Genomic DNA, 24,458 nt, shown 5'->3' with positions numbered 1-24,458 from the left:
CGTCGCGCTCTACCTCCACCGCCCCCCTCACCTGGCCTCTCCCCCTGACAGGGGGAGAGGGATTCGCCGCCTCGGTTCTCCTCGCCAAGCCACCTGAAAGGACCCGCCCATGCCCGGCCTCGCCGACAAGAATATCCTCGTCACCGGCGCCTCGCGCGGAACCGGCGCGGCGATCGCGAAGACGCTCGCCGGCCAGGGCGCGAAGGTCGTCGTCCATTACGGGCGCAATCGCGACGCCGCCGAGGACGTCGCCAACGATCTCGGCGGAAACTTCCTGGGCCTGATGAGCGCGGATTTCGCGACCCCCGGCGCCGCGCCCGAGGCCTGGGCGGAGGCGAAAAAGCTCGCCGGCGGGCGCCTCGACGGGCTGGTGATCAATCACGGGATCTTCGAGGCCGCCTCGATCGAGGCCGATTACGAGACCTGGCGGGCCAACTGGACGCGCACGCTGGAGGTCGACCTGCTCTCGGCGGCCGATCTCGCCCGCGAGGCCGCCCGCGACTGGCGCGGCCGCGCCGACGATCCCGGCGCCATGGTCGCCATCGCCTCGCGCGCGGCCCATCGCGGCGACGATCCCGACCATCCCAGCTACGCCGCGGCGAAGGCCGGGCTCATCGGGCTGATCAAGACGCTGGCGCGCGCCTATTCCGGCGACGGGGTCCTGGCCTACGCGATCGCGCCGGGCTGGATCGACACCGAGATGGCGCCGCAGGAGCCGGGCGCGCGCGCGAAGGCGCTCGCCGAGGTCCCCTACGGCCAGATGGCGCAGCCCGAGGAGTTCGGCCGGCTGTGCGCCTTCCTGCTCTCGGGCGCGTGTCCTTCGGCGACCGGAGCGACCTTCGACGTCAACGGCGCGAGCTATGTGCGCTAGCCGCGCCTAGTTGTTCGCCGTCAGCGGATCGATGATCTGCGGGATCTCCGTGATCCTGGTCGCCGGGAAGCCGCTCAGCTCGGCATGCTTGCGAATCTTGTCCTCACCGCTGGCGAGATAGATGCAGAACGTCTTGTCGCCGGCGACATAGCTGTGCTGCCACTGGATGCCGTGATCGAGCTTGTCGAGCGCCTGGTTGGACGCGCGCGCGGCGCCGCAGAGCTCGACGATCGACATCGATCCGACGCCGGGGATGTCGCGCTCGATCATGTATCGCTTCAGCTGGGCCATGGCGGGTCTCCTCCCTGTCTGCGAGACGAGAGCCATTTTGGCCTCGGCGAGGGCGTCGACAATCTGAATGTTCTTTATCGAATTAAAGAAAAACTTTACCCTGAGGCATGGATCACGCGACCCATCTGAGATCGCTGCAGGCGCTTGAGCTCGCCGTGCGCGCAGGCTCGCTCAAGGCCGCCGCCGAGCGGCTCGGCGTCACGCCGGCCGCCGTCGGCCAGCGCATCCGCACGCTCGAGGACTATCTGGGCGTCGACCTGCTGGTGCGCGGGCGATCCGGAATCCGCCCCGCGCCGGCGCTCAAGCAAGCCATGCCCCATCTGAAGACGGGTTTCGCCGAGCTCGACGCCGCGGCCGGCATTCTCGAGCTGCAACGACTCAGCGAGATTCATATCCTCGCCGATCCCGACTGGGCCGCGCTCTGGCTCGAGCCGCGCCTGGACGCGTTCCGCGCGCTCCGTCCAAACACCGAGTTCCGCATGAGCAGCGAGGCCCCGCCGGGCGCGCCGGACTGCGAGATCCGGCTCGACGTCGAACCCGGCGGAAAGGACGCGATCGACCTGTTCACCGACTATCTCCTGCCCGTCAGCTCGCCGGAGAATACGCGCCGCATCAACGCGCTCGACGCGGCCGATCGGCTGGAAGGCTTTCCGCTGCTCCACCTCGACGCCTACCGGAACGTCCCCGGCGCGATATTCTGGCCGGACTGGATCGCCGCCCACGGCTACCGCAAGACCGCGCCGGAGCGCGGCATCCGCTACGCCCGCATCGCGCCTGCGCTGGAGGCCGTGCGTTCCGACGCCGCGCTCGCGATCTGCGGACTGGCGCTCGCCGCGCCGGGGATCGAGACGGGCGATCTCTCCCTGCCCTTCCCGGCGACGGCCGGCGCCTGGCTCGGCGCGCCCTATCGCGCGCGCTTCCGCCGCGAGAGCCTCCGCCGCCCGCCGGTCGCCCGCTTCCGCGACTGGCTCGTCGCAGAGGGCCGCAAGACGCAGGCGATGCTTGAGGAGAAGGCGGGGGCGTGATCGCCGGGGTTCCCGCACAAGCGGGAACCTATTGACGCGAAGCCGCCCCTCGCTGGACCCCCTGGCATAGTGTGGGGGGCGGTCGGAGGGCCTCATACTAATCCGGCCGAGAATGCGGGCTGGTCAGCGGAACATCCAGATCGAGCGCTTCGGCGAACACATCGCGCGCGCGCTCGAACGGCATAAGACACGCGCTGGTCCTCAGTTCGCCCGACTCATCGCCCGCGCGGGCGAAGACGAGATAGGTGCGGCCGGGCTCGAACCACACGCCGCACATGCCATCGTTTGTCGTGTGCGCCACCATGGCGCGCCGGTGCAGGTCGCCCTTTATGGCGCGGTCCACACGGAACCACGTCTCGTATCGGTCGACGCCGTACCGCCGGTCGTCGGCGTTCGGGGCAGACTCGTACGATTCCGTCACCGTCCCGACGAAAGCCACCTCCGCGTCATCGAGATAGGTCGCCATGGTGAGCGGCGGCCTGTGGTCCGGAAGCGCGCAGCTGCACGCCATCGCCGACGGGACGCCGGCGGTGAGGACGAAAAGCAGGCTGGCGAAAAGCGTCCGCATGACGCCCAGCCTGCGCGGAGGGCGCGCATCGCGCAATCTTTCATAGGGGCGAGCGTCGGCGCGGGCGAGTTCCCTTTCCCCTCCAATCTCTTCGTCATCCCCGAGGCCGAAGGCCGTCGGGGACCCAAGGATCGAAGGGCGTCTGGCGGCCCCTCTGGGTTCCCGCCTTCGCGGGAATGACGCGCAAGCGGGTCAGGGGGACAGGCGCCGCTCTCGGCTCCGCCCCGATCCCCGTCCTTCGAGACGGCCGCTACGCGTTCGGCCTTTGCGGCGCGCCACCGGCGCCCCGCATCGGCTTCGCCGAGCGGACCTCACCCGCAGGATGAGGGGATCGGGGCGTCTCGAAGGACGAGGGCCTTGCGAGTCCTCCACCGGCTCGGTCCTTGGGCTTGACCCAAGCATCCAGAGCGGCGCTCAACGCTCGCCCCCCACCCCGTCCCTCCCCCGAGGGGGAGGGAGAACGCGCTGGCGTCCGGTCTTGAGCGGACATCGCGCGCGGCGGCGACCTGACTCCCTCCCCTTGAGGGGAGGGTCGGGGTGGGGTGAGAAACGCCGGCGCCGCGGCCATGCGATAGTCAGCACGCATGAAGCGCGTCAAACAGACGCAAAAGTCAATGCTTTCCGATCAACGCGCGAACCGATTCGAGAGACAGGATTCGCTTGCACGAATCACAAGAGCAGACCTCGCTTTTGGGAAACTCATCGAAAAACTTGCTTAGGCCTGAAGAAATGATTGCCTCGATGCGCGGCCAATCTGGCGGTTGCCTGCCCTCTTCTCTGGTCAGCTGCTTATAGGTCAGGTGAGGAATATTCTTGTTTATCCTCTCCATGTGTTCTGACAGGTCGCCAGGTGATTGGCCTACAATCTGTCCCCATCGACCTTGTTCGGGAAAAGCGCGCTCCGCGACATAGTCGTCCTGCCGAGGATTCTTCTTATAGAGAAAATCCAAAAGCCCGCGCGCATGGATCGCCCGCGCTTCTACACAGGCGTTCAACAGCACCCGATCATGCCTGCACCGGCCTAATCGCTTTTCGGCCAATTCAACGAACATCCAGATCTTATAGATCAAATGATGAGAGGGAGGTTTGTCGTTCACTGCCGCACCTCTCACCCCTACTCCGCCGCCATCCTCATTTCCCGGCCCGCGCGGATCAGCCGTCCCGGCCGCGCCTCGGTGATCGCATCGTCGCGCACCACGACCTCGCCGTTGACGATCGTCGCCCGGTAGCCCGTCGCGCCCTGGAGCAGGCGCTGGCCGCCGGCGGGCAGGTCCCGGACCATGTGCGGCGCCTCGAGTCTCAGATTGTCGTAGTCGATGACGTTGAGATCGGCCTTGAGCCCCGGCTTGATCCGCCCGCGGTCGGAAAGCCCCAGATAGTCGGCGAGATCGGCGGTGAGCTTTTTTATCGCCGTCGGCAGCGCGATGCGTTCGCCGCGCGTGCGGTCGCGCGTCCAGTAGGCGATCAGATAGGTGGGAAAGCTCGCGTCGCAGACCGTGCCCACGTGCGCGCCGCCGTCGGACAGCCCCATGATGGAGAGCGGGTGCTTCATCATGGCGAGCACGTTGTCGTAGCTGAGCTCGGTGTAATTGTAGATCGGCAGGTAGATGAGTTCGCGACCGTCGCGGGCGATCGCCGTGTCGTAGAGCTGCTCCCACACCGAGACGCCGCGATCGCGCGCCTTGGCCGCGATCGACTGTTCCGGCGGCTGCTCGTAGTCGGGATCGTCGGAGAGCGTGAACAGCTTTTCCGCGACGAACTCCATGGTCTCGATCATGAGATCGGCGATCGGCGGCACCGAGTTCTCCGGCGTTGAGACCTTGTCGGACTTCTGGGCCAGAAGCTTCGCCTTGAAGCCGGGGTCCTTCATTCGCGCGACGCGCTCGTCGAGCGGCAGATGGGCGATCTCCTTGTAGGCGGGATAGCCCATGAAGGGATGGAAGGTGCACTGAAGCCCGAGGAAGACGCCGATGGCGCGCGGGGCGACCTGGGCGCGCACGGTGTAGCCCTCGGCGTCGAGCTGCTCGAGCCCGGCGAGAATCTTCTTCCATTGATCGGGCGCGAAGTCGCGCTGCATCAGCGAGATCGAGAACGGCCGGCCGCCGGCGGCCTTCACGTAGGATTCGATCACCGCCCACTCTTCGGGGAAGCGGTCCTGGTCGCGTTCGAGATCGAAGTCCGAGACCGCCTGGATCACGCCGTGATCGAGCCCCTCGAAGGCCGAGGCGATGCCGGCGAGCTCCTTCGCCGTGGCCTCGCTGGCGGGCGTCCATTCGCCGTCGGCGGTGCGATGGAGATCCGAGCGGCCCGTCGAAAACCCGATGGCGCCGGCCTCCAGCCCCTCGCGGACGAGATCGCGCATCCTCGCGATTTCGGCGTCGGTGGCCTGGTCCTCGGCGTTGGCGCGCTCGTCCATGACGAAGACGCGGATCGGGTCGTGGGTGACCATGGCGGCGATGTCCATCGTCCGCGGCGTCTTCTCCAGCGCGTCCATGTAGTCGGGGAAGCTCTCCCACTCCCAGCTGAGCCCCTCGGAGAGCGCCGTGCCGGGAATGTCCTCGACGCCCTCCATCAGGCGGACCAGACGGTCGTGATCGGTCCGGCGCACGGGGGCGAAGCCGACGCCGCAATTGCCCATCACCGCGGTGGTCACGCCGTGGCGGATCGAGGGCTGGAGCGCGTCGTCCCAGCTCGCCTGGCCGTCGTAATGGGTGTGCACGTCGAGGAAGCCCGGCGTGACGATGCAGCCCGCCGCGTCGAGGGTCTCGCGGGCGTCGTCGGGCGCCTCGCCGACGGCGACGATGCGCCCGGCCGTGATCCCGACCTCGCCTTCGAACGGTTCGCCGCCCGTCCCGTCGACGATGGTTCCGCCCGTGATCTTGAGGTCGTAGGTCATCGCGTGTGCTCCCGTCGGTTCATGTCTTCAGTCTCTTCGCGTTTCCCCAGCGCAAGCTGGGGCCCAGAGAGGACGCGCGGCGCCCTGCTTCTCTGGATCCTGACTGGAGTTCACCCCGGACCCCGATCCGGGGCAGGAAAACGCAGGATAGGAAGCTCATCGCCCGGCGCATTTCCACTCGCGCCGCATCGTGAATCCGTTCCGTCCCCCTCCCCCTCGGGGGAGGGTCGGGGTGGGGGGCTCCAGCGCATGAACCCCCGGCCGACCGCAGCGAGAGCCGGGGCCTCCACAAGGCCTGGCCGCCACGAGGTCCCGGATCGCGCCTGCGGCGCGTCCGGGAATTCAACGCACCCCACCCTGGCCCTCCCCACAAGGGGAGGGGATCGCGGCGCCGCGCATCTCCCATCACTCCGCTCCCGCCCGGACCGCGGCGCGGGCGCGCCAGGCGTCGAGGCCGCGGAAGCCGCCGACCAGCGCCAGCCCGGCGATCAGGTGCCAGACGCTCCAGATCCCCGCCATCGCGACCGCCCCGCCGATGCCGTCGAAGGCCGCGAGCAGGATCACCAGCGCCAGGCCGGCGTTCTGGACGCCGACCTCGAAGGTGAGCGCGCGCCGGCCGGCGGCGTCGAAGCCCAGCGCGCGCGCCGAGAGATGGCCGAGCCCGAAGGCGAGCGCGTTGTGGAGCGCCGCGATCCCCGTCAGCACCAGCCCGGCGGCGAGCAGGATCTGGGGATTGCGCGCCAGCCCCGAGACCACCAGCAGGATCAGGATGGCGAAGGCGACCGCCATGAAGCCCGGCCGGATGCGCGCGGCGAAGCGGGGAACGAGATGGGCCACCGCCATCCCCGCGGCCAGCGGAACCGCGAGCAGCACGGTCGTCTGCAGCACGAAGGTCCAGGGATCGACCTCGACGGCGGCGACCAGCGCGGCCGCGGGCGGATAGAGGCTCGCCCAGACCACGATCGAGACCGGGGTCAGAAGCGCGGCGAGCAGGCTCGACGTCGCCGTCAGCGACACCGACAGCGCGGTCTCGCCGCGGCCGAGATGGGTGAGAAAGTTCGAGACGTTGCCGCCGGGACAGCACGCCACGACGATCATGCCCAGCGCGATCGAGGGCGCGGGCCCGAGCGCGTAGACCAGCGCCAGCGTGAGCAGCGGCAGGCCGAGGATCTGGGCCGCCGCCGCGCCGAGAAAACGGGCGGGATCGCGCCGGAGGAATGCGAACTGCTCGAGCCGGAGCGCGAGCGCGACGGCGAACATCATCGTCATCAACCCGATCGGCAGCAGCGCGTCGAAGCGCGGATCGAGCGTGATCCGCCAGCTCTCGATCTCGCTCATGTCGACCATGCCGCCTCCGGCGCCGGCCCCGCCGGGCGGCGGAGCGAACAGCGTTTACTCTGGACGGGCGGGGGCGGGGCTGTCGAGGGTTGGGGCGGGACTGCACCGGGCTTGATCGGGACGTTTTTCTGCCGGAGGTTGTCCCGGAGCAAACCCGGATCGCGGATGACCCACCATCGCGGGTATGAAGCGCCGAGAGCAGACTCCTTGCCCGTCGGAGGCTACTAGGAAGGGTGCAGAGAGACGAGCGCACTAAAATTTCGGAATTGCAGTAATGAAAAATAAGAATACAAATAAAAAAGTATACAATTTCATTTTGATTGCTGCCATAGGATTTGTGATAATTTCAACTATAACATGGGGCCTCGAAGGATACTTCATATCTTTCTTGATCAGCTCGATATTCACAATAATATCTGCTCATGTTCTCGGCGTAGCCCATACGAAGTGGACAAAGGATGATGATTAAGGGGAGTTGGCTGCGCGGCATTTCGATGGCTCACCGATTTGCCTGCCAATTGAAACCGGTCTGGGGAGCCCAGACACCTCTAGGCAATTTTGCCGGAGGCTTCCTCGCTTTCGGGGCCTTGTTAATTGGAGCGTGCACCCCGTCGAGCCCCAACGACATCCTGACCATCGTCATTATCGATGAGCGCGCTTCTGACGCGAGCGGCGAGCCGGTCGCGCGCATCTGCGGAGACGCCATCGCCCTTCGACGGGTCGAGAACGTCTACGTGCATTCGGAAGTCTATCGCTGCGAGGGCAGCGTGGACGTTGCGCTGGCTGATCCTGGAGGCGACCGTGTCTGTGAAGCCGAAGCGGAGTACATAACGCGACGCCTCGGGCGGATCGTCATCTATTACCGCTTGATGGACACCCGCGCGGGATGCGGGTTCATCAGCCACTTCAGCCTTTAGGTCTCTAGCGCGACAAATCCCGAGTTTCACCGAGCCGACGTCCCGCCGCTGAAGCGGGCGACGCGGGCCCCGGCGCCCGGCGGCCTTGCGCTCGGCGCGCCGGGATGCACCATGCGCCCACATGAATCCTAGGGGAGACCGACTATGACTCGCTTGAGCCTGCTCGCGGGCGCGGCGCTTTTCGCGCTGGCCGCCTGCGGCGAACCCGTCGAGGACGCCGACGTCCAGGCCGACGCCGAAACCGGCGCCGACGCCGGGGCCGCCGAGACAGAAACCGCCGCGGCCGGCGACTGGCCGCCGCACGAAGCCACCGATCCGGCGATCACGGCGGACGACTTCGCCTATCGCGTCTCGACGCTCGCCGACGACCGCTTCGGCGGCCGCGGCCCGGGCACCGAGATCGGCGAACCGGCCGCCGACTGGATCGCCGGGGAGATGGAGCGCGCCGGGCTCGAGCCGGCCGGCGAGGACGGAAGCTGGTTCCAGACCGTGCCGCTTCTGCAGATCACGCTCGACGAGGACAGCTCGTCCTACGACATCTCGATCGACGGCGAGCCGATGGGCCTCCAGCTCGGCGCCGACGCGGTCTACTGGTCGCAGAACGCCGAGGAGCAGGTCACGCTGGAAGCCTCCGACCTCGTCTTCGTCGGCTACGGCGTCAACGCGCCCGAATACGGCTGGAACGACTACGAGGGCCTCGACGTCGAGGGCAAGACGGTCGTCATGCTGATCAACGATCCGGGCTTCGCCGATCCGGACTCCGGCCTCTTCAACGGCCGGGCCATGACCTATTACGGCCGCTGGACCTACAAGTACGAGGAAGCCGCCCGCCAGGGCGCCGAGGGCGCGATCATCGTCCACCAGACCGAGCCGGCCTCCTATCCCTGGGAAGTCGTCCACTCGTCCTGGACCGGCGCGCAGTCCTCGCTGGTGCCGGACCCGGACGCCGACTTCGTCGACGTGCAGAGCTGGATCCAGCTCGAGACCGCCCGCGAACTGTTCAGCGCCGTCGGGCTCGACTTCGACGAGCTCGCCGAGGCCGCGGTCAGCCCGGACTTCGAGGCCGTCGAGATGGAGGGCGCCCAGCTCAGCGCCACGCTCAACCAGTCCTTCGAGACGACGGAATCGCGCAATGTCGCGGGCCGGCTTCCCGGCGCCGAGCGTCCCGCCGAGCACGTTCTGTTCATGGCCCACTGGGACCATCTCGGCCAGCGGCTGAACTTCGCCGGCGACGATCAGGTCTATAACGGCGCCGTCGACAACGCGACGGGCACGGCGGCGATCCTGGAGATCGCCGAGCGCTACGCCACGGCCGAGACGCCGCCGGAGCGCTCGCTCATTTTCGTTTCCGTCACCGCCGAGGAGCAGGGCCTGCTGGGCTCGGCCTACTACGCCGAGAACCCGCTGGTCCCGCTGGACGAGACCGTCGGCGGCTTCAACTTCGACGGCATGCTGCCCACCGGTCCGACCGAGGACGTCGTGGTGATCGGCTACGGCGCGTCCGAGCTCGAGGACATCCTCGCCGAAGAAGCCGAGGCGCGCGGGCGCTATGTCAGCCCCGACCCGACGCCGGAGGCGGGCTATTTCTACCGCTCCGACCACGTCACGCTGGCGCGCAAGGGCGTGCCGATGCTCTACGCCGACGGCGGCTCGGTCCATGTCGAGCACGGCCGCGAACATGTCGAGCAGATCGAGGCGGCCTATCGCGCCGAGGCCTATCACAAGCCCGCCGACGAGTTCGACGAGGACTGGGACCTGTCGGGCTATGTCGCCGACATGGAGCTGATGTACGACGTCAGCCGCCGGCTGACGGACTCGGAGGCCTGGCCGAACTGGTACGAGGGCAACGAGTTCCGCGGCCTGCGCGACGCCATGATGGAAGACGGCGACATGGAGGACGGCGAGTAGCCTCGCCTCCTTCCGCCTGATCAGGGGCCGCGTCTTCGGGCGCGGCCCTTTTTTCAGGCTATTATACTTTACGTTGCTAGTTGCGATTGAGCATTATATTCCCACGCTTAGCCTCTCTTTGATTATCTGGAGCAAGCTGGATCGCCGTGCCAGTCCTCTGCTATCTCGACGACAGCTACGTAGAAGGCGGAAAAGTCACTGCGCTGGCCGGCTATTATGCGCCGAACGATAACTGGGCTGCGTATGAACGCGAAGCTGCAGAAATTTACAGAGATTTTGGCATCGAGACCCTTCACACAAATAGATTTCACAACTGCCGTGATGATTTCGAAGGGTGGAGTTTCGAGTATCGAGATGCCTTTTTAACACAACTATTTGGCGCAGCAAAAGACAATAATATCGCTGGTGTTTCATTCTGCATTACAGGAAATGTCGTAAGGGACTTTAAAAGAGCAAGCAAAAAAACGGCTCAGTTTTCGGCATTGGGAATGTTATTCGGGATGCTAACAACGACGGTATGTGACAACATTGGTCTTTTAGAATTGAGTGGGCCACGAAACGTTTCTTTTTTTATTGAATCAGGCAACAAAAACAATAGAAATATATCGAATATATATAAATCGCTTCGCAACGAAGGTAAAATGCAATTGGTAGATGAATTAGAGTTCATTCAAAAGCATGAATGTCTCGCAATACAACTCGCAGATTTTTGGGCATATTACTCAAGACGATATGCATCGAAAGCGATACAAACGGGTCTTTCTGAAAATTTTGAACCTGGTAGCGTTATAGACAAGATGTGCGCTGCAGCTTTTGCATCATGCCCACATATAATTAAGATATTTACAGGGCCGGTCACATGCCCGATTGATAATCCTAACCTACTTTCTATTGGAGACCCTAAGAGTTATTATTTTGGACCTTCGTGTAGATAGTTATTAATTCTTATCTAAATTTGTTTTTTAAATTAGAATTGGTGTGTCGTCCATTCAGTTCCGGTGAAGTTCGTTCGCCACTGTGGATCGATTCCGCGGATTCGAATAACAAATGTCACCCCTGCTGGTGCTTCAGAAATGCGCCCCGGCCGGCGCGGCCGCGGCGAGCGCCCTGCGCCGCGCGCGGTGGTCGGGCATCAGCCGGTCCATCAGCGCGTGGAAGCGGGGCCCGTGGTTCATCTCGACGAGATGGCAGGCCTCGTGGGCGCAGACATAGTCGATGAGCGCGTCCTCGAACGCCATCAGCCGGACATTCATCCGGATCACGCCGTCCGACGAACAGCTGCCCCAGCGCGCCTTCTGGGCGCGCAGCTTCACGACCGGTTCGGGCAGGCCGAGGCGGTCGGCCCAGGCGATCACTTTCGGCGGGATGACCGCCTCGGCGTCGCGCCGGCGCCAGCGCTCGAGCGCCCGGCGCACGGTCGCGGCCCTGAGATCGCCGTCGAGGCGCTCGTCGACCGACACCGTCACCGCCTGGTCGTCGTGATCGATCAGCGTGCGCGCCTTCGCATGCGGTTCGATGCGCAGATCGAGGCCGCGGCCGAGCCGCGGGATGATCTCGCCTTCCACGCCCTTGAGCGGCTGCGGCGCGGGGCGGTCGGCCCATTTCTCCAGCGTCTTGAGCACCCAGCGCGACTTGTCGCGGATGACGCGCTCGGCCTCGCGCTCGCCGGCGCGGCCGGGCAGCGTCACGACCAGCCCCTCGGGGCCGACCTTGAGCCCGATCGTGCGCCGGCGCGCCGAGCGCTTCAGCGTGTAGGCGACCTCGCGGCCGTCGAGGCGAATCGCGCGGGCGGTCATGAGCCCAGCCTAGCCGCGCCGCGCCGGCGCGCCAGATGCAGTGCGCGGCGGGGTTCGCAGTTGACAATCATTCGCATGATCGGCATATGATTTTGAGAATGATTTGCGGGTATGCCGCCCGCCTGGAGAGCCGCGCGCCCATGTATGTGTGCATCTGCAACGCCCTGAAGTGCCGCCAGTTCAAGGACGCCGCCAAGGCCGGCGCCCGCGACGTGCCGAGCGCGTTCAAGGCGTGCGGCGCCAAGCCCAAGTGCGGCCGCTGCTTCGAGGAGGCCGCGCGCATGCTCACCGGCGCCGAACCCGTCCGCGACCCGCTGGCGACCCCGGCGGAATAGGCTTCACCCCCGCTTCTTCGCCCAGGCGCGCTCGATCAGGGCCAGGCTCTTGAGGTTCGACCGGTAGACGAAGTCGATCGCGTCGCCGAGGACGGGAACCGCGCCGACGACGAGGTCGAGCACGGTGTAGCCCAGGATCCGCGTCTTCACCCACCAGGACAGGCCGAGCTCGTCGGCGGCCTGGAGCATGACCATGCCCCCGATCAGCCCGACGACGAGGTCGCCGGCGACGGGGGCGAGGCCGACGAGCGCATCCACGCCGAAGCGGAACCCGCCCACCGAGAACTGCGCGTCCATGAGATGCGCGACGGCGCGCGCCCGCGCCAGCGCGGGCGGGATGTCGGCCTCGGACTCCGAGGCGGTTCGGGTGCGGCGTCTCCGGCGCATCGCGATAACCCTTCAGGGAACGGCCGGGCTTGTCTAGGATTTGAGCTCACGCCAACCGATTCCGGAGAGTCCTCTCATGAAAGGCGACGCGGGCGTCATCGAGCATCTCAACAAGGCGCTGAAGCTCGAGCTGACCACGATCAACCAGTACTTCCTCCACGCGCGCATCTTCCGCGACTGGGGTTTCCACCGCATCGCGAAGATCGAGTACGACGAATCCATCGACGAAATGAAGCACGCCGACGACCTGATCGAGCGGATCCTCTTCCTCGAGGGGCTGCCCAACGTCCAGGATCTCGGCAAGGTGCGCATCGGCGAGACGCTGAAGGAATGCCTCGAATGCGATCTCGAGGCCGAGCGGCTGGCCCATCCCGTCTACAAGGAGGCGATCGCCTACTGCGAGGAGGTCGGCGACTACGTCTCGCGCCAGCTCCTCGACCACATCCTCAAGGACGAGGAGGAGCACATCGACTTCCTCGAGACCCAGCTCGAGGTGATCTCCCGGATCGGCGAGGAGCGCTACATGCAGAGCCAGCTCGGCGAGGAAGAGGGGAGCTGAGGCGGGGTTCGGCGGCCGCCGCTTGGGGCTGATGAAATTCGATGCTTGTCATCCCGGAAGCCCGCAGGGCTATCCGGGACCTACGTTGAGCGTTTCCCGAATTCTGCCTGCGATTCCGGTAGATCCCGGCGCTCGCGTCGCTCGGCCGGGATGACAGGTTTCCTGGACGGTCCTCCCGGCGAAGCGCTCCGTCTCGGCCCCTTGCATCCCCGCCCCGCGAGGCGTAGAGAGGCGCGGCGTTACACAGTAACGTTCGCCCTCGAAAGGCCGCCGCGTGTCCCCCGTCCTCGCCTCCGCCCTGTTCGGCCTCGCCGCGGCCGCCGTCACCGTGATCGCGCTGGTGATGGTGCGCTTCGCCGCCGGGTTCACGCGGACCCATGCGCCGGTCTTCGCCGCCTTCGCCGCGGGCCTGGTCATCGCGGTGTCGATCCTGCGGCTCCTGCCCGAGGCGCTCGACGCGATCCCGGCCGCGCCCTGGCTGGTGCTCGCCGGCTTCGGCCTGGGCGCGATGATGCAGCGCCTGCTGAGCCTGCGCGGACCGGCCGGCCTGCAGGCCGCCTCGAGCCTCGCGCCGGTGCTGGCGATCGCGCTGCACTCGCTGATCGACGGCGTGGTCTATGCGGTGACCTTCGCCGTCGGCGCCGCGATCGGGCTGGCCGCCGTGCCGGGCCTGGTAATCCACGAGTTTCCCGAGGCGGTGATCTGCTTCGTCCTGCTGCAGCGCGCGGGCCTGTCCGACCGCGCCAGCGCGGGCTACGCCTCCCTGGCCGCGGGGGGCACGACGCTGTTGACCGCTGTCGCCGCCGCGCCCGTCGCCGCCTCGCTGTCGCCGGAAGTGCTCGGCGGACTGTTCGCCGTCGCCGCCGGCCTGCTTCTGCATGTCGGGGCGGTGCACCTGCTGCGTCATACGGAAACGACCCGCTGGACGCTGTCGACGCCGGCCGTGCTCGGCGGCGCCGCGCTGGCGGCGGCGATGACGCTGATGCATACCCCGCCCGCGCGCGATCTCGACACGATCGAGGTCGGCGGCCATTTCCATCAGCACGCCGCGAACTGAGCCCCTGCGACGACGACGCGCTTGAAGCCCGCCGCGCGACGCCGCACATATCCGCCCATGACACGCACGCTGATCCTCGCCCTCGCCGCCGTTTTCGCGCTCGTCGCCGCCGAAGCCCGCGCCCAGTCGAGCGCGCCGCGCGAGCTGGAATGGTCCGACCTGCTGCCCGAGGGCGAGGCGCGGAACATCGCCCGGCTCCAGGAGATGCAAGCCAATGCGATGGGCATGGACCATTTCGGCGTCGACCGCATGCCCCAGATCCGCACCTACAATGTCGTCGACGCTCTCGACGGCGAGCGCGTGAAGATCGGCGGCTACGTCCTGCCGTTCGACTACGCCGCCGACCGCGCGGTGTCGCGCTTCCTGCTGGTGCCCTATGTCGGGGCGTGCATCCACGTGCCGCCGCCGCCGCCCAACCAGCTGATCTTCGTCGAAGCCGAAGAACCGGTCGAAGTCGACGGCATGTGGGACCCGGTGTGGGCCGTCGGCGTGATGCGCACGCGGCGCACCGACAACGATCTCGGCGACACCGCCTACACGCTCGAACTCACCGAGCTGCGGCCCTACACGGAATAACCGCAGGTTTCGGCGCCGGTCCGCCGCATTTCGGCGCCATCGCCGCCGTTAACGATTGCGATCATGGCCTCGCCCGGGCGGACCCCTCCCCCGGGCGGACGGGGCTCGCATAATCCTTGCGTAGCCCTGTCCGGGGCCCGCCCCGGCTGTCCCAGCGCGGTACGCTGTCGTCAGAGGGGGGCGATCGAGCGCCAGCGCGGCGCCGGGCGGGTCCCGCCCTTTTTCAGGGCGCGCCGCCCTTCTCCCGGAAGAACACGACCGTCGCCGCCTCGCGCATGAAGGTGCGCACGGCCTCGCGATAGCCGAGGCTTGCGGCGAGTCGGATCGAGACCGCGTTCTCCGGCGCGATCAGGCAGCAGGTCCGCGCCGCGCCCAGCGTCTCGTCGGCCCAGGCCAGCACGGCGTCCATCGCCTCGCGGGCGTAGCCTTTCCGCTGATGCGCCGGCGCGATCACCCAGCCCGCCTCCGGCGTTCCCTCGATCGGGGGATCGATATCGCGCTTGAACTCGGCCAGCCCGACCTCGCCGACCGCCGCGCCGGTGTCGCGCGCCTCGACCAGCCAGTAGCCGTAGCCCATCAGCGCCCAGTGGCCGAGATAGCGGTTGAGCCGCGTCCAGGTCTCGCTGCGCGTGGACGGCCGGCCGCCGATATGCCGCGTCATTCCGGGATCGCCCCAGATGGCGAAGCACGCCTCGAGGTCGTCGGCGCGATGGCCGCGCAGCCGCAGCCTGTCGGTCTCGAGAACCGGAATATCGAGTCCGATGGCCGCCTCCCGCGCGAATCCGTCAGGCCCACTCTAGCCGAGTTCGCCCCGCGGCCGCATTGTCGCAAACGGGCGAACATGCGATCAGGCCTGCGCCCGCCGCGGGGGAGAAAGCGTCCATGGCCGCCGCACCTGAAGCTTCGCCGCAAGGCTCGGCGCTGACCGGCGTGATCGCGCTGCTCGGCGCGGCGACGCTGATCGGGTTCGCGCCGATCTTCGTCAAGCTGTCGGACCTCGGCCCGCAGGCGATCGCCTTCTGGCGGCTCGTCTTCGCCCTGCCGGCGCTGGCGCTCTGGCTGGCGATCGAGCGCCGCGGCGCGACGACGGCGCCGAAGCGACCCGACCGCCGGGCGATGGTGCTGGCGGGCGTCTTCTTCAGCCTCGACCTCGCCTTCTGGCACGCCGGCATCAAGATCACGACGGCGGCCAACGCCACCCTGCTGGCCAATCTCGCCCCGGTGATTGTCACCGCCGGCGCCTGGCTCATCTTCAAGCAGCGGCCGAGCTGGGGCTTCGCCGGCGCGGCGGTTCTCGCGCTCGGCGGGGCGATGCTGCTTTCTCTGGTCAATGTCGAGATCGCGCCCGAGCGCCTGCCCGGCGACGCGCTGTCGGCGATGACGGCGGTCTGGTACGCCGCCTACCTGCTGGCGATCCATGCGGCCCGGCGCGGCGCCTCGACGCCGCGGGTCATGCTCTGGTCGACGGCGGTCGCGACCCCGTTCGCGCTCGCCTTCACGCTGGGCTTCGGGGAGCCGCTGCTGCCGGCGACGCCGGCGGGCTGGCTGCCGCTGATCGCGCTCGGCGTGATCGTCCACGCCGGCGGCCAGGGCGGCGTCGCCTTCGGGCTCGGCCGCGTGCCCGCCCCGCTCGCCTCGCTGATCATCCTGTTCCAGCCCGTCGTGGCGGCCTGCGCAGGCTGGATCATCTTCGGCGAGGCGCTCACCGCGCTGCAGATCGCCGGCGCCGGGCTGGTGCTCGCCGGCGTCTACATCGCCCAGCGCCTGCGGGTGCGCGGCGCGGTCCGCGCGGCCCGAGAACGCGGCGCTCAGGCTTCCTGAAGCAGCGCCGGCGTCAGGACTTCGAGGCGGGCGCGCAGCTCCGCCTCCGGCGCAAATTCGGGTCCGTGACGGCGCTGGCAGCGCAGCACGCCCAGCAGCATGTCCTGCAGCAGCGCCGTCGCCCGCTCCGCATCGAGGCCGGCGCGCAACTCGCCCGCCTCGACGCCGCGCTCGAGCGCGCGGCGCACGATCGCCCAGACCGCCTCCATGTGCTCGAACGTCTCGTGATAGGCGGGGTCGGTCAGCAGCCAGGTATGGCCGACGGCGGCGGCGAACAGGTCGGCGCGCGACAGCTTACTTTCCAGGATGAGCTGCAGCAGCGCTTCGAGCCGCGTCCTGACATCGCCCGTCAGCGACGCCTCGAGCCGGTCGGCGAGACCGCGCATGGTCTCGGCCTCGTCCTGCAGGATCTCCACGAGCAGGGAGGCCTTCGACGGCGCGGCGTTGAGCACCGTTCCGGGCGAGACCTGCGCGGTCTCGGCGATCGCCTTGATGGTCGCGCCCTCATAGCCCTCCGCGAGGAAGACCCGGCGCGCCGCCTCGAGAACGGCGATGCGGGTCGCCTCCCGCTTGATGTCCCGACGCGTCTTTCGGTCGTCCGAAGCGTCGCGCATGTCCGACACCCTGTATCGTGTACGGAAGAATGTGCGGTCGCGCTTGCGGAAAAGCCAATGAATTCAAAGAATGTTTTGATAACTGGAAATGCCGCGCATCAATTCCAGACGCAGCGCCTCATTTGCCGTCGCGCGCCCGCGACGCTACATGAGCGTCCATGATCGGAACCATCGACATCCTGCTCTACATCGCGCTCGGGATCGTCTTCGCGATCCTGTGCGCGGGCATCTACGCGCTGTTCCGCGGCGGCGAGTTCGGCCGGACCTGGTCGAACCGGCTCATGCGCGCGCGCGTGCTGTTCCAGTTCGTCGCCATCATCATCATCGTGATCGGCTTCTGGGCGAAGGGCGCGCTGGCGGGTTAATCCGGCGCAAATTCATCAACGGCCCGACCGACGGGATCCGCGACCTCTTCGATCCGGCCGTCATTGATCGCGACCGCCGCGGCGCGCCCGGCGTCCGGCCAGACCGCCATCTTCACGAACCACATCGTGTTCGAACCGGCGTGTTCGAGCCCGCCGTCCTCGCCTTCGCTCCAGCCGAGCGCGTAGCCGGACTCGCCCGCGGGCGCGTGCAGGCGCCGCCAGCTTTCCTCTGACAGATAGCGCTCGTCGCCGCGCGCGCCGTCGAGATGCGCGGCCAGGAAGCGGCCGAGATCGCCGAGGCTCATATGCGCCCGGCCCGCCGAATTCATCGCCGGGGGATTGTCCGCCCTGGCGCCGGGCTCGCGCGGGCTGAGCCCGCCGAGCAGGCCCGACCCGTGGCCGCGCGGCTGATCGGCCTCGCCGCGCGTCCCGGGCGGACCCCACCCCGCCGTCGCCATGCCGAGCGGATCGAACACTTCCCGGCGCATCAGCGTCTCGTAGGGTTCGCCGGCGGCGGTCTCGAGCATCAGCCCGGCCACGACATAGCCGGCGTTGGAGTAGAGAAACTCGCCTTCCTCCGCGGCCGGCGACGCGGCGAGAACCCACGCCGCATACCGTCGGCGGTCGGCGGCCGCGTCGCGGCCGGCGTCCGAGCCGGCGAGGCGGACCATGTTTACGGCGCCCAGATTGGCCGGCAGGCGGGCGCGATGGGCCAGCAGGTCGGCCAGCGTCGCCTCGCGATAGGCCGGCTCGATCGTCTCGACCGCCTCGCCGAGCACGTCGCCGACGGTCGCATCCCAGTCGATCGCGCCCTGCTCGACGAGACGCGCGGCGAGCGTCGCCGTCATCGCCTTGGTGTTGGAGCCCAGATGCCAGAGATCGCCCGGCTCGATCGCGGGCTCCTCCCCGCGAATGCGCACGCCGGCGACGCCGACTCGCGCGGCGTCGTCCTCGACCACGAGCACCGCGCCGCCCGGCGAGCCGGTCTCGTCGATCAGCGCGGCGGCGCGTTCCGAGAGGCCGGGGTCGGGCTCCGGCGCGAATTGAAGCATGACGGCTGCGAACACGGCGGCGATCGGCATCGGCTCGTCCTCCTTCCTTCCCGGTTCCGTGCTGGCACGCGCGGCGGGGGTCTGTGAAGATTGTCCGCGACACCGCCCGCGTCTAGCGTGCGCGGCCTCGCTGAGGAGCGCGATCATGGTGCGTCTGACGAAGATCTACACGAAGACCGGCGACAAGGGCGTCACCCGCCTCGGCGACATGAGCGAGGCGGCCAAACACGACCCGCGCGTCGAGGCCTACGGCGCCGTCGACGAGGCCAACGCCGCGATCGGGCTGGCGCGCGCCGCGCTCGGCGATGATCACGAACTCGCCGAGCCGCTCAAGCGCATACAGAACGAGCTGTTCGACGTCGGCGCGGATCTGTGCGTGCCCGACCGCGGCGAGCAACTGGAATGGGAGCCGCTGCGCGCGAGCGACGCCCAGGTCGAGCGCCTGGAATCCGAGATAGACCGGCTGAACGCCCGGCTCGAGCCGCTCGACAGCTTCATCCTGCCCGGCGGGAGCGAGGCCGCCGCGCGGCTGCATCTCGCCCGCACCGTCTGCCGGCGCGCCGAGCGGCGGGTCACCGCGCTCGCCGAGGCCGGCGAACCGGTGAGCGGCGCCGTCATCCGCTATCTCAACCGGCTGGCCGACCTGCTCTTCGTCATGGCGCGCATCGCCAACGAGGACGGGCGCGCCGACGTCAAATGGGTCCCCGGCGAAAGCCGCTGACCCGCGTCTATTCCGCACCGGAACAAGATTTTTCGCGCGTCCGGGGTGGCGAAGCCGGGGGGCGGCTCCCTAAGTCCTTGCGCATGCGGCGACGCGCCGCACGAGGACAGTCACCGGGAGAGACCCGCCATGAAGTTCGCTTACGCCGCCGCCTCGCTCGCGGCCTTCCTGATGGCGCCGACCATGTCGACGGCCGCCTTCGCCGAGCCGGCCGAGTACGAGTTCGACAAGAGCCACACCACGATCCGCGCGAGCTGGACGCATCTCGGCTATTCGCGCCAGTCGCTCCACTTCACCGATTATGACGGCGTGCTCATGCTCGATTTCGAGGAGCCCGAGAACTCGACCGTCGACGTCACCTTCACCCTGCCCGGCGGCCTCTGGGCCGGCGGCGACCACGAGCGCTTCATCGAGCATCTCAACTCGGGCGACTTCTTCCTCACCGAGGAGCATCCCGAGGCCCGCTTCGTCGCCACCGGCTTCGCCACCGAGGACGGCGAGACCGGCACGATGACCGGCGATCTCACCATTCGCGGGGTCACCAACGAAGTCACGCTCGACGTCGAGCTCAACAAGCACGCGCCCAAGCCCGAAAGCATGGGCGGGACGATGACGGCCGGTTTCTCCGCGACGGGAACGGTCAACCGCTCGGACTGGGACATGGGCTACGCCGTCCCGGCGGTCTCCGACGAAGTCGAGATCGTCATCGAGACCGAGCTCACCCTGGTCAGCGACGAGGACGCGTAAACGCGCTCCGCATCGGCCGCTCAGGCGGTCGATCGAGACTTGCAGAGCCGGCCCGCGGGTAATCGCGGGCCGGTTTTGTCTGTGCGCGCCCTGCCATCCTTCGAGGCTCGCCTTCGGCCCGCACCTCAGGATGAGGGACGTGATGCGCCTCCGCCTCATCCTGAGGCGCCCGGCGCCAGCCGGGCCTCGAAGGATGGAGAAATGCAGCCGCCGCCATGCTGCGGTGCGGCGCGTTGACTTAGGCGGTGGCGCCGGGCAGGTTCCGCGCCTAGTTTCTCCGCCATTCAAGACCGCCGCGTCCGCCCGGACGCCGCGCCCAACCGGAACCGGAGCCGTCGATGAAAATCCTCGTCCCCGTCAAGCGGGTGGTCGATTACAACGTGAAGGTCCGGGTCAAACCCGACCAGAGCGGCGTCGACCTCGCCAACGTCAAGATGTCGATGAACCCCTTCTGCGAGATCGCCGTCGAGGAGGCGATCCGCATGAAGGAGAACGGCCTGGCCGAAGAGGTCGTGGCCGTCTCCATCGGCTCCCAGCAGGCCCAGGAGACGATCCGCACCGCGCTCGCCATGGGCGCCGATCGCGGCATCCACATCGTCACCGACGAGACCGTCGAGCCGCTCGCCGTGGCCAAGATCCTCAAGGGCGTCGTCGACGAGGAGAGCCCGGATCTCGTCATCCTCGGCAAGCAGGCCATCGACGACGACTCCAACGCCACCGGCCAGATGCTGGCCGCCCTGCTCGGCTGGCCGCAGGCGACCTTCGCCTCGAAGGTCGAAAAGGACGGCGACGAGCTGAAGGTCACCCGCGAGATCGACGGCGGGCTGCAGACCGTGGGCATGTCGACGCCGGCGATCATCACCACCGACCTCAGGCTGAACGAGCCGCGCTACGCTTCGCTGCCGAACATCATGAAGGCCAAGCGCAAGCCGATCGACCAGAAGAGCCCGGACGATTTCGACGTCGACATCGCGCCGCGTCTCGAGGTCCTCAAGGTCACCGAGCCGCCCAAGCGCAAGGGCGGGGTGAAGGTCGAATCCGTCGCCGAGCTCGTCGACAAGCTGAAGAACGAAGCGGGGGTGCTGTAATGACCGTGCTCGTCATCGCCGACCACGACAACGCCGAGCTGGGCGAATCCACCCGCGCGGCGGTCACCGCCGCCAAGAAGATCGGGGGCGACGTCCACGTCCTCGTCGCGGGCAAGGACGCCGGCGCGGTCGCCGAGGCCGCCGCCAAGGTCGACGGCGTCGCCAAGGTGTTCCACGCCGACGCCGAGCCGCTGGAGAAGCAGCTCGCCGAGGCCATGGAGACGCTCGTCCTCGGCCTCGCCGACGACTATGACGCGATCCTCGCGCCGGCCACGACGACGGGGAAGAACTTCATGCCCCGGATCGCGGCGAAGCTCGACGTGATGCAGATCTCCGACATCGCCTCGGTCGAGGACGCCGAGACCTTCATCCGCCCGATCTATGCGGGCAACGCCATGATGACGGTGAAGTCCTCCGACAAGAAGAAGGTGATCACGGTCCGCCCGACCACGTTCGAGAAGGCCGGCGACCAGGACAGCGCCGCCTCCGTCGAGACGATCGACGCGCCCGAGGCGGCCGCGGCCTCGCGCTTCGTCTCCGAGGAGCTGTCGGAATCCGACCGCCCGGAGCTGGCCTCGGCCAAGATCGTCATCTCCGGCGGCCGCGGCATGGGCAACGGCGAGAACTTCCAGATCCTGGAGCGCGTCGCCGACAAGCTGAACGCCGCGGTCGGCGCCTCGCGCGCGGCCGTCGACGCCGGCTTCGTGCCGAACGACTACCAGGTCGGACAGACCGGCAAGGTGGTCGCCCCCGAACTCTACATCGCCGTGGGCATCTCCGGGGCGATTCAGCACCTGGCCGGCATGAAGGACTCCAAGGTCATCGTCGCCATCAACAAGGACGAGGAGGCGCCGATCTTCGAAGTCGCCGATTACGGCCTCGTCGCCGACCTGTTCGACGCCGTGCCGGCGTTCGAAGAGGAGATCGGCAAGATCGGCTACTAGGCCGCGCCTTCATCACTCGAATGGACAATCCCCGGGCCCCGCGGCCCGGGGTTTTTCTTTGCCTTCCTCGCCGGATACGCGACCGGGATCTTGGCAGACACCCCACCCCGGCCCTCCCCTCAAGGGGCGGGAGAATCCAATCGCCGCCGACTGACTCTTTCCGATCGGGCGACCGGCGCACGCGCGACTCCCTCCCCCTCAGGGGGAGGGCCGGGGTGGGGGTCCAGTCTGATCGCCGCCAATGAACCTCTTCGTTCAGACGATCGGCGATAGGCGGTGCGGCCCGCCTCAATACCGCTCCACCGCGGCCTCGATCAGCGCGAAGGCGTCCTCGCTCGCCCAGTCGGCCTCGCCGCTCATCCGTCCGATCTCCGCGCCGTTGCGGTCATAGAGGATCGACACCGGCAGGCCGCGCGCGCCGACATCCATCGCCGCGCGGAAGGACTGGTCGTGATACAGCTCGAGATGGACAAGCTCGTTCTCGGCGTAGAAGGCGCGCGCATCCTCGATCGATCGATCCATCGACACCGGCACGACCTCGAAATCCGCCGAGCCCAGCTCGGCCTGCAGCGCGTCCAGCGCCGGCATCTCGACGACGCAGGGCGCGCACCAGGTCGCCCAGAAATTCACCAGGATGACCTTGCCGCGCTTGTCGGCGAGCGTGATCTCCCGGCCGCCGCCGGTGAGGATCGGGTTCTGCGGCTGGGGCGGGGCGTCCTCGACGCTGCGGAAGCCGCGCATCTCGCCGACGGCGAATCTGTCCAGCGCGTCCGGCGTGGAATCGCCCAGCGCGGAAAAGATGACGTACAGGATTGCCAGCCCGCCCAGGATCGGCAGGGTTATGAGCCCGATTTTCAACGGCGACGGCTTCATGTCAGAACCTTCCCTTCCGATCCCTTCGTCCCGCGAGCGGAGACGCGCCGAACCATGAGCCGCGCCGACAAGCCCGACGCCGCGAAACCCGGCGGCCGCGACATGTGGGGCGGACGCTTCGAGACCGGCCCGTCGGCCGCGCTCGAGGCCATCAACGCCTCGGTCGATGTCGACAAGCGCCTCTACGAACAGGACATCGCCGGCTCGCTCGCCCACGCGGAGATGTTGGCCGCCTGCGGGATCATTTCAAGCGACGATGCGTCACGGATCCGCGAGGGGCTGGAGGCGATCCGCGCCGACATCCGCGCCGGCCGCTTCGAGTGGTCGACGGCGCTCGAAGACGTCCACATGAATATCGAGGCCGCGCTCAAGGAGCGCATCGGCGAGGCCGGCGGGCGGCTGCACACCGCGCGCTCGCGCAATGACCAGGTCGCGACCGATTTCCGGCTCTGGCTGCGCGAGGCCTGCGCGCGCGCCGAGGACGGCCTCAGACGCTACCAGGTCGCGCTGGTCGACCAGGCCGAAGCGCACGCCGACTGGGTGATGCCCGGCTTCACCCATCTGCAGACCGCCCAGCCGGTGAGCCTCGGCCATCACCTAATGTGCTGGGTCGAGGCCGCCGAGCGCGATCGCGGCCGCCTCGCCGACGCGCGGCGTCGAATGAACGAAAGCCCGCTGGGCGCGGCGGCGCTGGCGGGCACGGCGTTTCCGATCGACCGGGAGATGACGGCGAAGGCGCTCGGCTTCGACCGGCCGATGGCCAACTCGCTCGATGCCGTCGCCTCGCGCGATTTCGCCTTGGAGGCGCTGTCGGCGGCGACCATCGCGGCGGTGAACCTGTCGCGCTTCGCCGACGAGATCGTGCTGTGGTGCTCGCGCCGATTCGGCTTCGCGACGCTCACCGACGCCTTCTCGACGGGCTCGTCGATCATGCCGCAGAAGCGCAATCCCGACGCCGCCGAGCTGGTGCGCGCCAAGCCGGGAAGCATCGCCGGCGCGCTGCAGGGCCTCGTCATCGTGTGCAAGGGCCTGCCGCTGGCCTATTCAAAGGATCTCCAGGAGGACAAGGCCGGCGTCTTCGCCGCCTTCGACGACCTCATGCTCGCCATCGAGGCGATGGCGGGCATGGCCGCCGATCTCAGCTTCGACCGCGATGCGCTCGAGATCGCCGCCGGCGAGGCCTATTCCGACGCCACCGATCTCGCCGACTGGCTGGTGCGCGAGCTGGGCCTTCCCTTCCGCGACGCCCACCACGTCGCCGGCGCGGCGGTGAAGGCCGCCGAGCGCCGCAGCCTGCCGCTCGCCGAGACGCCGCTCGCGGTCTTTCAGGAGATCGAGCCGCGCATCCATGACGGGGTCTTCGCCGTGCTGTCGGCGCGCGCCTCGATGGAGAGCCGCACGAGCTATGGCGGGACCGCGCCAGACCGCGTGCGCGAACAGATCGCCGCCTGGAGACGCCGCTTCGAGGAGGACGCCTCATGAAACGACTCGCCCTGACCGCGCCCGTCGCGCTGATTCTTCTGTCCGGCTGCGGCATTCGCGGCGATCTCGAGCGCCCGCCCCCGCTCTGGGGCCCGGACGAGCGCACCGACGCCGAGCGCGCCTACGAAACCGAGAACGGCGAGGCCGAAAGCGAGGCCGGAACCGAGACCGATGACGGCGAAGCCGCCGACGAAAGCGAAGGCTGACGGCCGGACCACCTGTCGGAA

28 protein-coding genes are annotated in these 24,458 nt (G+C 67.9%); 17 read left to right on the top strand and 11 right to left on the bottom strand.

Annotated features, from left to right (window positions below; genetic code table 11):
* Positions 1 to 109: 109 nt before the first annotated feature.
* Complete coding sequence (locus DDZ18_RS13220) at positions 110 to 871, top strand: SDR family NAD(P)-dependent oxidoreductase (RefSeq protein ID WP_109253880.1); 762 nt, start codon at positions 110 to 112, stop codon at positions 869 to 871.
* 6 nt (positions 872 to 877) lie between these two features.
* Here DDZ18_RS13220 and DDZ18_RS13215 read toward each other — a convergent pair whose 3' ends face one another.
* A complete protein-coding gene (locus tag DDZ18_RS13215) occupies positions 878 to 1,162 on the bottom strand; it encodes a DUF4242 domain-containing protein (RefSeq protein ID WP_109253879.1) in 285 nt (94 codons plus the stop codon).
* Positions 1,163 to 1,269: 107 nt separating this feature from the next.
* Here DDZ18_RS13215 and DDZ18_RS13210 point away from each other — a divergent pair, with 107 nt between their 5' ends.
* Positions 1,270 to 2,187, top strand: coding sequence for a LysR family transcriptional regulator (locus DDZ18_RS13210; RefSeq protein ID WP_109253878.1), 918 nt, complete (start codon positions 1,270 to 1,272; stop codon positions 2,185 to 2,187).
* 97 nt (positions 2,188 to 2,284) lie between these two features.
* Here DDZ18_RS13210 and DDZ18_RS13205 read toward each other — a convergent pair whose 3' ends face one another.
* The 4 genes from DDZ18_RS13205 to DDZ18_RS13195 form a co-directional block, all read right to left on the bottom strand.
* On the bottom strand, positions 2,285 to 2,755 hold the full coding sequence (locus DDZ18_RS13205) for a hypothetical protein (RefSeq protein ID WP_109253877.1): 471 nt from the start codon (positions 2,753 to 2,755) through the stop codon (positions 2,285 to 2,287).
* Between the two features lie 611 nt (positions 2,756 to 3,366).
* The gene (locus tag DDZ18_RS13825) at positions 3,367 to 3,852 is read right to left on the bottom strand and encodes a hypothetical protein (RefSeq protein WP_146190679.1); all 486 of its coding nucleotides are present in this window, start codon (positions 3,850 to 3,852) and stop codon (positions 3,367 to 3,369) included.
* A gap of 17 nt (positions 3,853 to 3,869) precedes the next feature.
* Positions 3,870 to 5,651, bottom strand: a complete 1,782-nt coding sequence (locus DDZ18_RS13200; RefSeq protein WP_109253876.1) for an N-acyl-D-amino-acid deacylase family protein — start codon at positions 5,649 to 5,651, stop codon at positions 3,870 to 3,872.
* 405 nt (positions 5,652 to 6,056) lie between these two features.
* Positions 6,057 to 6,998 carry a bile acid:sodium symporter family protein gene (locus tag DDZ18_RS13195; RefSeq protein ID WP_109253875.1) on the bottom strand — a complete coding sequence of 314 codons (942 nt, stop codon included), beginning with the start codon at positions 6,996 to 6,998 and terminating at the stop codon, positions 6,057 to 6,059.
* A 449-nt stretch (positions 6,999 to 7,447) separates the two neighbouring features.
* Here DDZ18_RS13195 and DDZ18_RS13190 point away from each other — a divergent pair, with 449 nt between their 5' ends.
* The 3 genes from DDZ18_RS13190 (at position 7,448) to DDZ18_RS13180 (ending at position 10,749) form a co-directional block, all read left to right on the top strand.
* Positions 7,448 to 7,906, top strand: coding sequence for a hypothetical protein (locus tag DDZ18_RS13190; RefSeq protein WP_109253874.1), 459 nt, complete (start codon positions 7,448 to 7,450; stop codon positions 7,904 to 7,906).
* A gap of 144 nt (positions 7,907 to 8,050) precedes the next feature.
* A complete protein-coding gene (locus tag DDZ18_RS13185; RefSeq protein ID WP_109253873.1) occupies positions 8,051 to 9,814 on the top strand; it encodes a M28 family metallopeptidase in 1,764 nt (587 codons plus the stop codon).
* A gap of 146 nt (positions 9,815 to 9,960) precedes the next feature.
* Positions 9,961 to 10,749 (top strand): DUF3800 domain-containing protein, encoded by a 789-nt coding sequence (locus DDZ18_RS13180; protein WP_158272163.1) that lies wholly within the window; start codon positions 9,961 to 9,963, stop codon positions 10,747 to 10,749.
* Between the two features lie 132 nt (positions 10,750 to 10,881).
* On the opposite strand, the gene DDZ18_RS13175 is transcribed toward DDZ18_RS13180, so the two are convergent.
* Positions 10,882 to 11,610 (bottom strand): M48 family metallopeptidase, encoded by a 729-nt coding sequence (locus DDZ18_RS13175; RefSeq protein WP_109253871.1) that lies wholly within the window; start codon positions 11,608 to 11,610, stop codon positions 10,882 to 10,884.
* A gap of 98 nt (positions 11,611 to 11,708) precedes the next feature.
* Between DDZ18_RS13175 and DDZ18_RS13170 the strand changes: the two genes are divergently transcribed.
* The gene (locus tag DDZ18_RS13170; RefSeq protein ID WP_233245846.1) at positions 11,709 to 11,945 is read left to right on the top strand and encodes a (2Fe-2S)-binding protein; all 237 of its coding nucleotides are present in this window, start codon (positions 11,709 to 11,711) and stop codon (positions 11,943 to 11,945) included.
* A gap of 3 nt (positions 11,946 to 11,948) precedes the next feature.
* Here DDZ18_RS13170 and DDZ18_RS13165 read toward each other — a convergent pair whose 3' ends face one another.
* Positions 11,949 to 12,332 carry a DUF4112 domain-containing protein gene (locus DDZ18_RS13165; RefSeq protein ID WP_109253869.1) on the bottom strand — a complete coding sequence of 128 codons (384 nt, stop codon included), beginning with the start codon at positions 12,330 to 12,332 and terminating at the stop codon, positions 11,949 to 11,951.
* A 76-nt stretch (positions 12,333 to 12,408) separates the two neighbouring features.
* On the opposite strand from DDZ18_RS13165, the gene bfr reads away from it, so the two are divergent.
* From bfr to DDZ18_RS13150, 3 genes are all read left to right on the top strand, one after another.
* Positions 12,409 to 12,891, top strand: a complete 483-nt coding sequence (gene bfr, locus DDZ18_RS13160; protein WP_109253868.1) for a bacterioferritin — start codon at positions 12,409 to 12,411, stop codon at positions 12,889 to 12,891.
* 274 nt (positions 12,892 to 13,165) lie between these two features.
* On the top strand, positions 13,166 to 13,948 hold the full coding sequence (locus tag DDZ18_RS13155) for a ZIP family metal transporter (protein WP_109253867.1): 783 nt from the start codon (positions 13,166 to 13,168) through the stop codon (positions 13,946 to 13,948).
* A gap of 57 nt (positions 13,949 to 14,005) precedes the next feature.
* Complete coding sequence (locus tag DDZ18_RS13150) at positions 14,006 to 14,524, top strand: DUF3299 domain-containing protein (RefSeq protein ID WP_109253866.1); 519 nt, start codon at positions 14,006 to 14,008, stop codon at positions 14,522 to 14,524.
* 223 nt (positions 14,525 to 14,747) lie between these two features.
* Here the strand turns inward: DDZ18_RS13150 and DDZ18_RS13145 are convergent, their stop codons facing one another.
* Complete coding sequence (locus DDZ18_RS13145; protein WP_269845079.1) at positions 14,748 to 15,245, bottom strand: GNAT family N-acetyltransferase; 498 nt, start codon at positions 15,243 to 15,245, stop codon at positions 14,748 to 14,750.
* Between the two features lie 161 nt (positions 15,246 to 15,406).
* Here DDZ18_RS13145 and DDZ18_RS13140 point away from each other — a divergent pair, with 161 nt between their 5' ends.
* Positions 15,407 to 16,345, top strand: a complete 939-nt coding sequence (locus DDZ18_RS13140; protein WP_109253864.1) for a DMT family transporter — start codon at positions 15,407 to 15,409, stop codon at positions 16,343 to 16,345.
* Here DDZ18_RS13140 and DDZ18_RS13135 read toward each other — a convergent pair.
* Positions 16,333 to 16,959, bottom strand: a complete 627-nt coding sequence (locus DDZ18_RS13135; RefSeq protein ID WP_109253863.1) for a TetR/AcrR family transcriptional regulator — start codon at positions 16,957 to 16,959, stop codon at positions 16,333 to 16,335. The genes DDZ18_RS13140 and DDZ18_RS13135 overlap by 13 nt on opposite strands.
* A 158-nt stretch (positions 16,960 to 17,117) precedes the next feature.
* Here DDZ18_RS13135 and DDZ18_RS13130 point away from each other — a divergent pair, with 158 nt between their 5' ends.
* Positions 17,118 to 17,324 (top strand): twin transmembrane helix small protein, encoded by a 207-nt coding sequence (locus DDZ18_RS13130; RefSeq protein ID WP_109253862.1) that lies wholly within the window; start codon positions 17,118 to 17,120, stop codon positions 17,322 to 17,324.
* Here the strand turns inward: DDZ18_RS13130 and DDZ18_RS13125 are convergent.
* Positions 17,321 to 18,406 (bottom strand): serine hydrolase domain-containing protein, encoded by a 1,086-nt coding sequence (locus DDZ18_RS13125; RefSeq protein WP_158272162.1) that lies wholly within the window; start codon positions 18,404 to 18,406, stop codon positions 17,321 to 17,323. The genes DDZ18_RS13130 and DDZ18_RS13125 overlap by 4 nt on opposite strands.
* 115 nt (positions 18,407 to 18,521) lie before the next feature.
* On the opposite strand from DDZ18_RS13125, the gene DDZ18_RS13120 reads away from it, so the two are divergent.
* The 4 genes from DDZ18_RS13120 to DDZ18_RS13100 all read left to right on the top strand — a co-directional run bounded on the left by DDZ18_RS13120 (position 18,522) and on the right by DDZ18_RS13100 (position 21,876).
* Positions 18,522 to 19,097 carry a cob(I)yrinic acid a,c-diamide adenosyltransferase gene (locus DDZ18_RS13120; RefSeq protein ID WP_109253860.1) on the top strand — a complete coding sequence of 192 codons (576 nt, stop codon included), beginning with the start codon at positions 18,522 to 18,524 and terminating at the stop codon, positions 19,095 to 19,097.
* A 129-nt stretch (positions 19,098 to 19,226) separates the two neighbouring features.
* The gene (locus tag DDZ18_RS13115; RefSeq protein ID WP_109253859.1) at positions 19,227 to 19,844 is read left to right on the top strand and encodes a YceI family protein; all 618 of its coding nucleotides are present in this window, start codon (positions 19,227 to 19,229) and stop codon (positions 19,842 to 19,844) included.
* A 338-nt stretch (positions 19,845 to 20,182) separates the two neighbouring features.
* Positions 20,183 to 20,932, top strand: a complete 750-nt coding sequence (locus tag DDZ18_RS13105) for an electron transfer flavoprotein subunit beta/FixA family protein (protein ID WP_109253857.1) — start codon at positions 20,183 to 20,185, stop codon at positions 20,930 to 20,932.
* Positions 20,932 to 21,876: an electron transfer flavoprotein subunit alpha/FixB family protein gene (locus DDZ18_RS13100; RefSeq protein WP_109253856.1), complete on the top strand. Its 945-nt coding sequence runs from the start codon at positions 20,932 to 20,934 to the stop codon at positions 21,874 to 21,876. Before DDZ18_RS13105 ends, DDZ18_RS13100 begins: the two co-directional genes overlap by 1 nt.
* 288 nt (positions 21,877 to 22,164) lie before the next feature.
* Here DDZ18_RS13100 and DDZ18_RS13095 read toward each other — a convergent pair whose 3' ends face one another.
* Complete coding sequence (locus DDZ18_RS13095; protein WP_109253855.1) at positions 22,165 to 22,749, bottom strand: TlpA family protein disulfide reductase; 585 nt, start codon at positions 22,747 to 22,749, stop codon at positions 22,165 to 22,167.
* Positions 22,750 to 22,803: 54 nt separating this feature from the next.
* Here DDZ18_RS13095 and argH point away from each other — a divergent pair, with 54 nt between their 5' ends.
* Both argH and lptM read left to right on the top strand, forming a co-directional pair.
* Positions 22,804 to 24,231 carry an argininosuccinate lyase gene (gene argH, locus DDZ18_RS13090; protein ID WP_233245845.1) on the top strand — a complete coding sequence of 476 codons (1,428 nt, stop codon included), beginning with the start codon at positions 22,804 to 22,806 and terminating at the stop codon, positions 24,229 to 24,231.
* Positions 24,228 to 24,437, top strand: coding sequence for an LPS translocon maturation chaperone LptM (lptM, locus tag DDZ18_RS13085; protein ID WP_109253854.1), 210 nt, complete (start codon positions 24,228 to 24,230; stop codon positions 24,435 to 24,437). The genes argH and lptM overlap by 4 nt, the downstream gene beginning before the upstream one ends.
* Positions 24,438 to 24,458: the final 21 nt, after the last annotated feature.

It is taken from the genome of Marinicauda salina (genome assembly GCF_003122085.1).
Lineage (GTDB): Bacteria > Pseudomonadota > Alphaproteobacteria > Caulobacterales > Maricaulaceae > Maricicauda_A > Maricicauda_A salina.
Note: the sequence above shows the minus strand (reverse complement) of the source record. Positions and strands in the feature narration are given on the sequence as shown.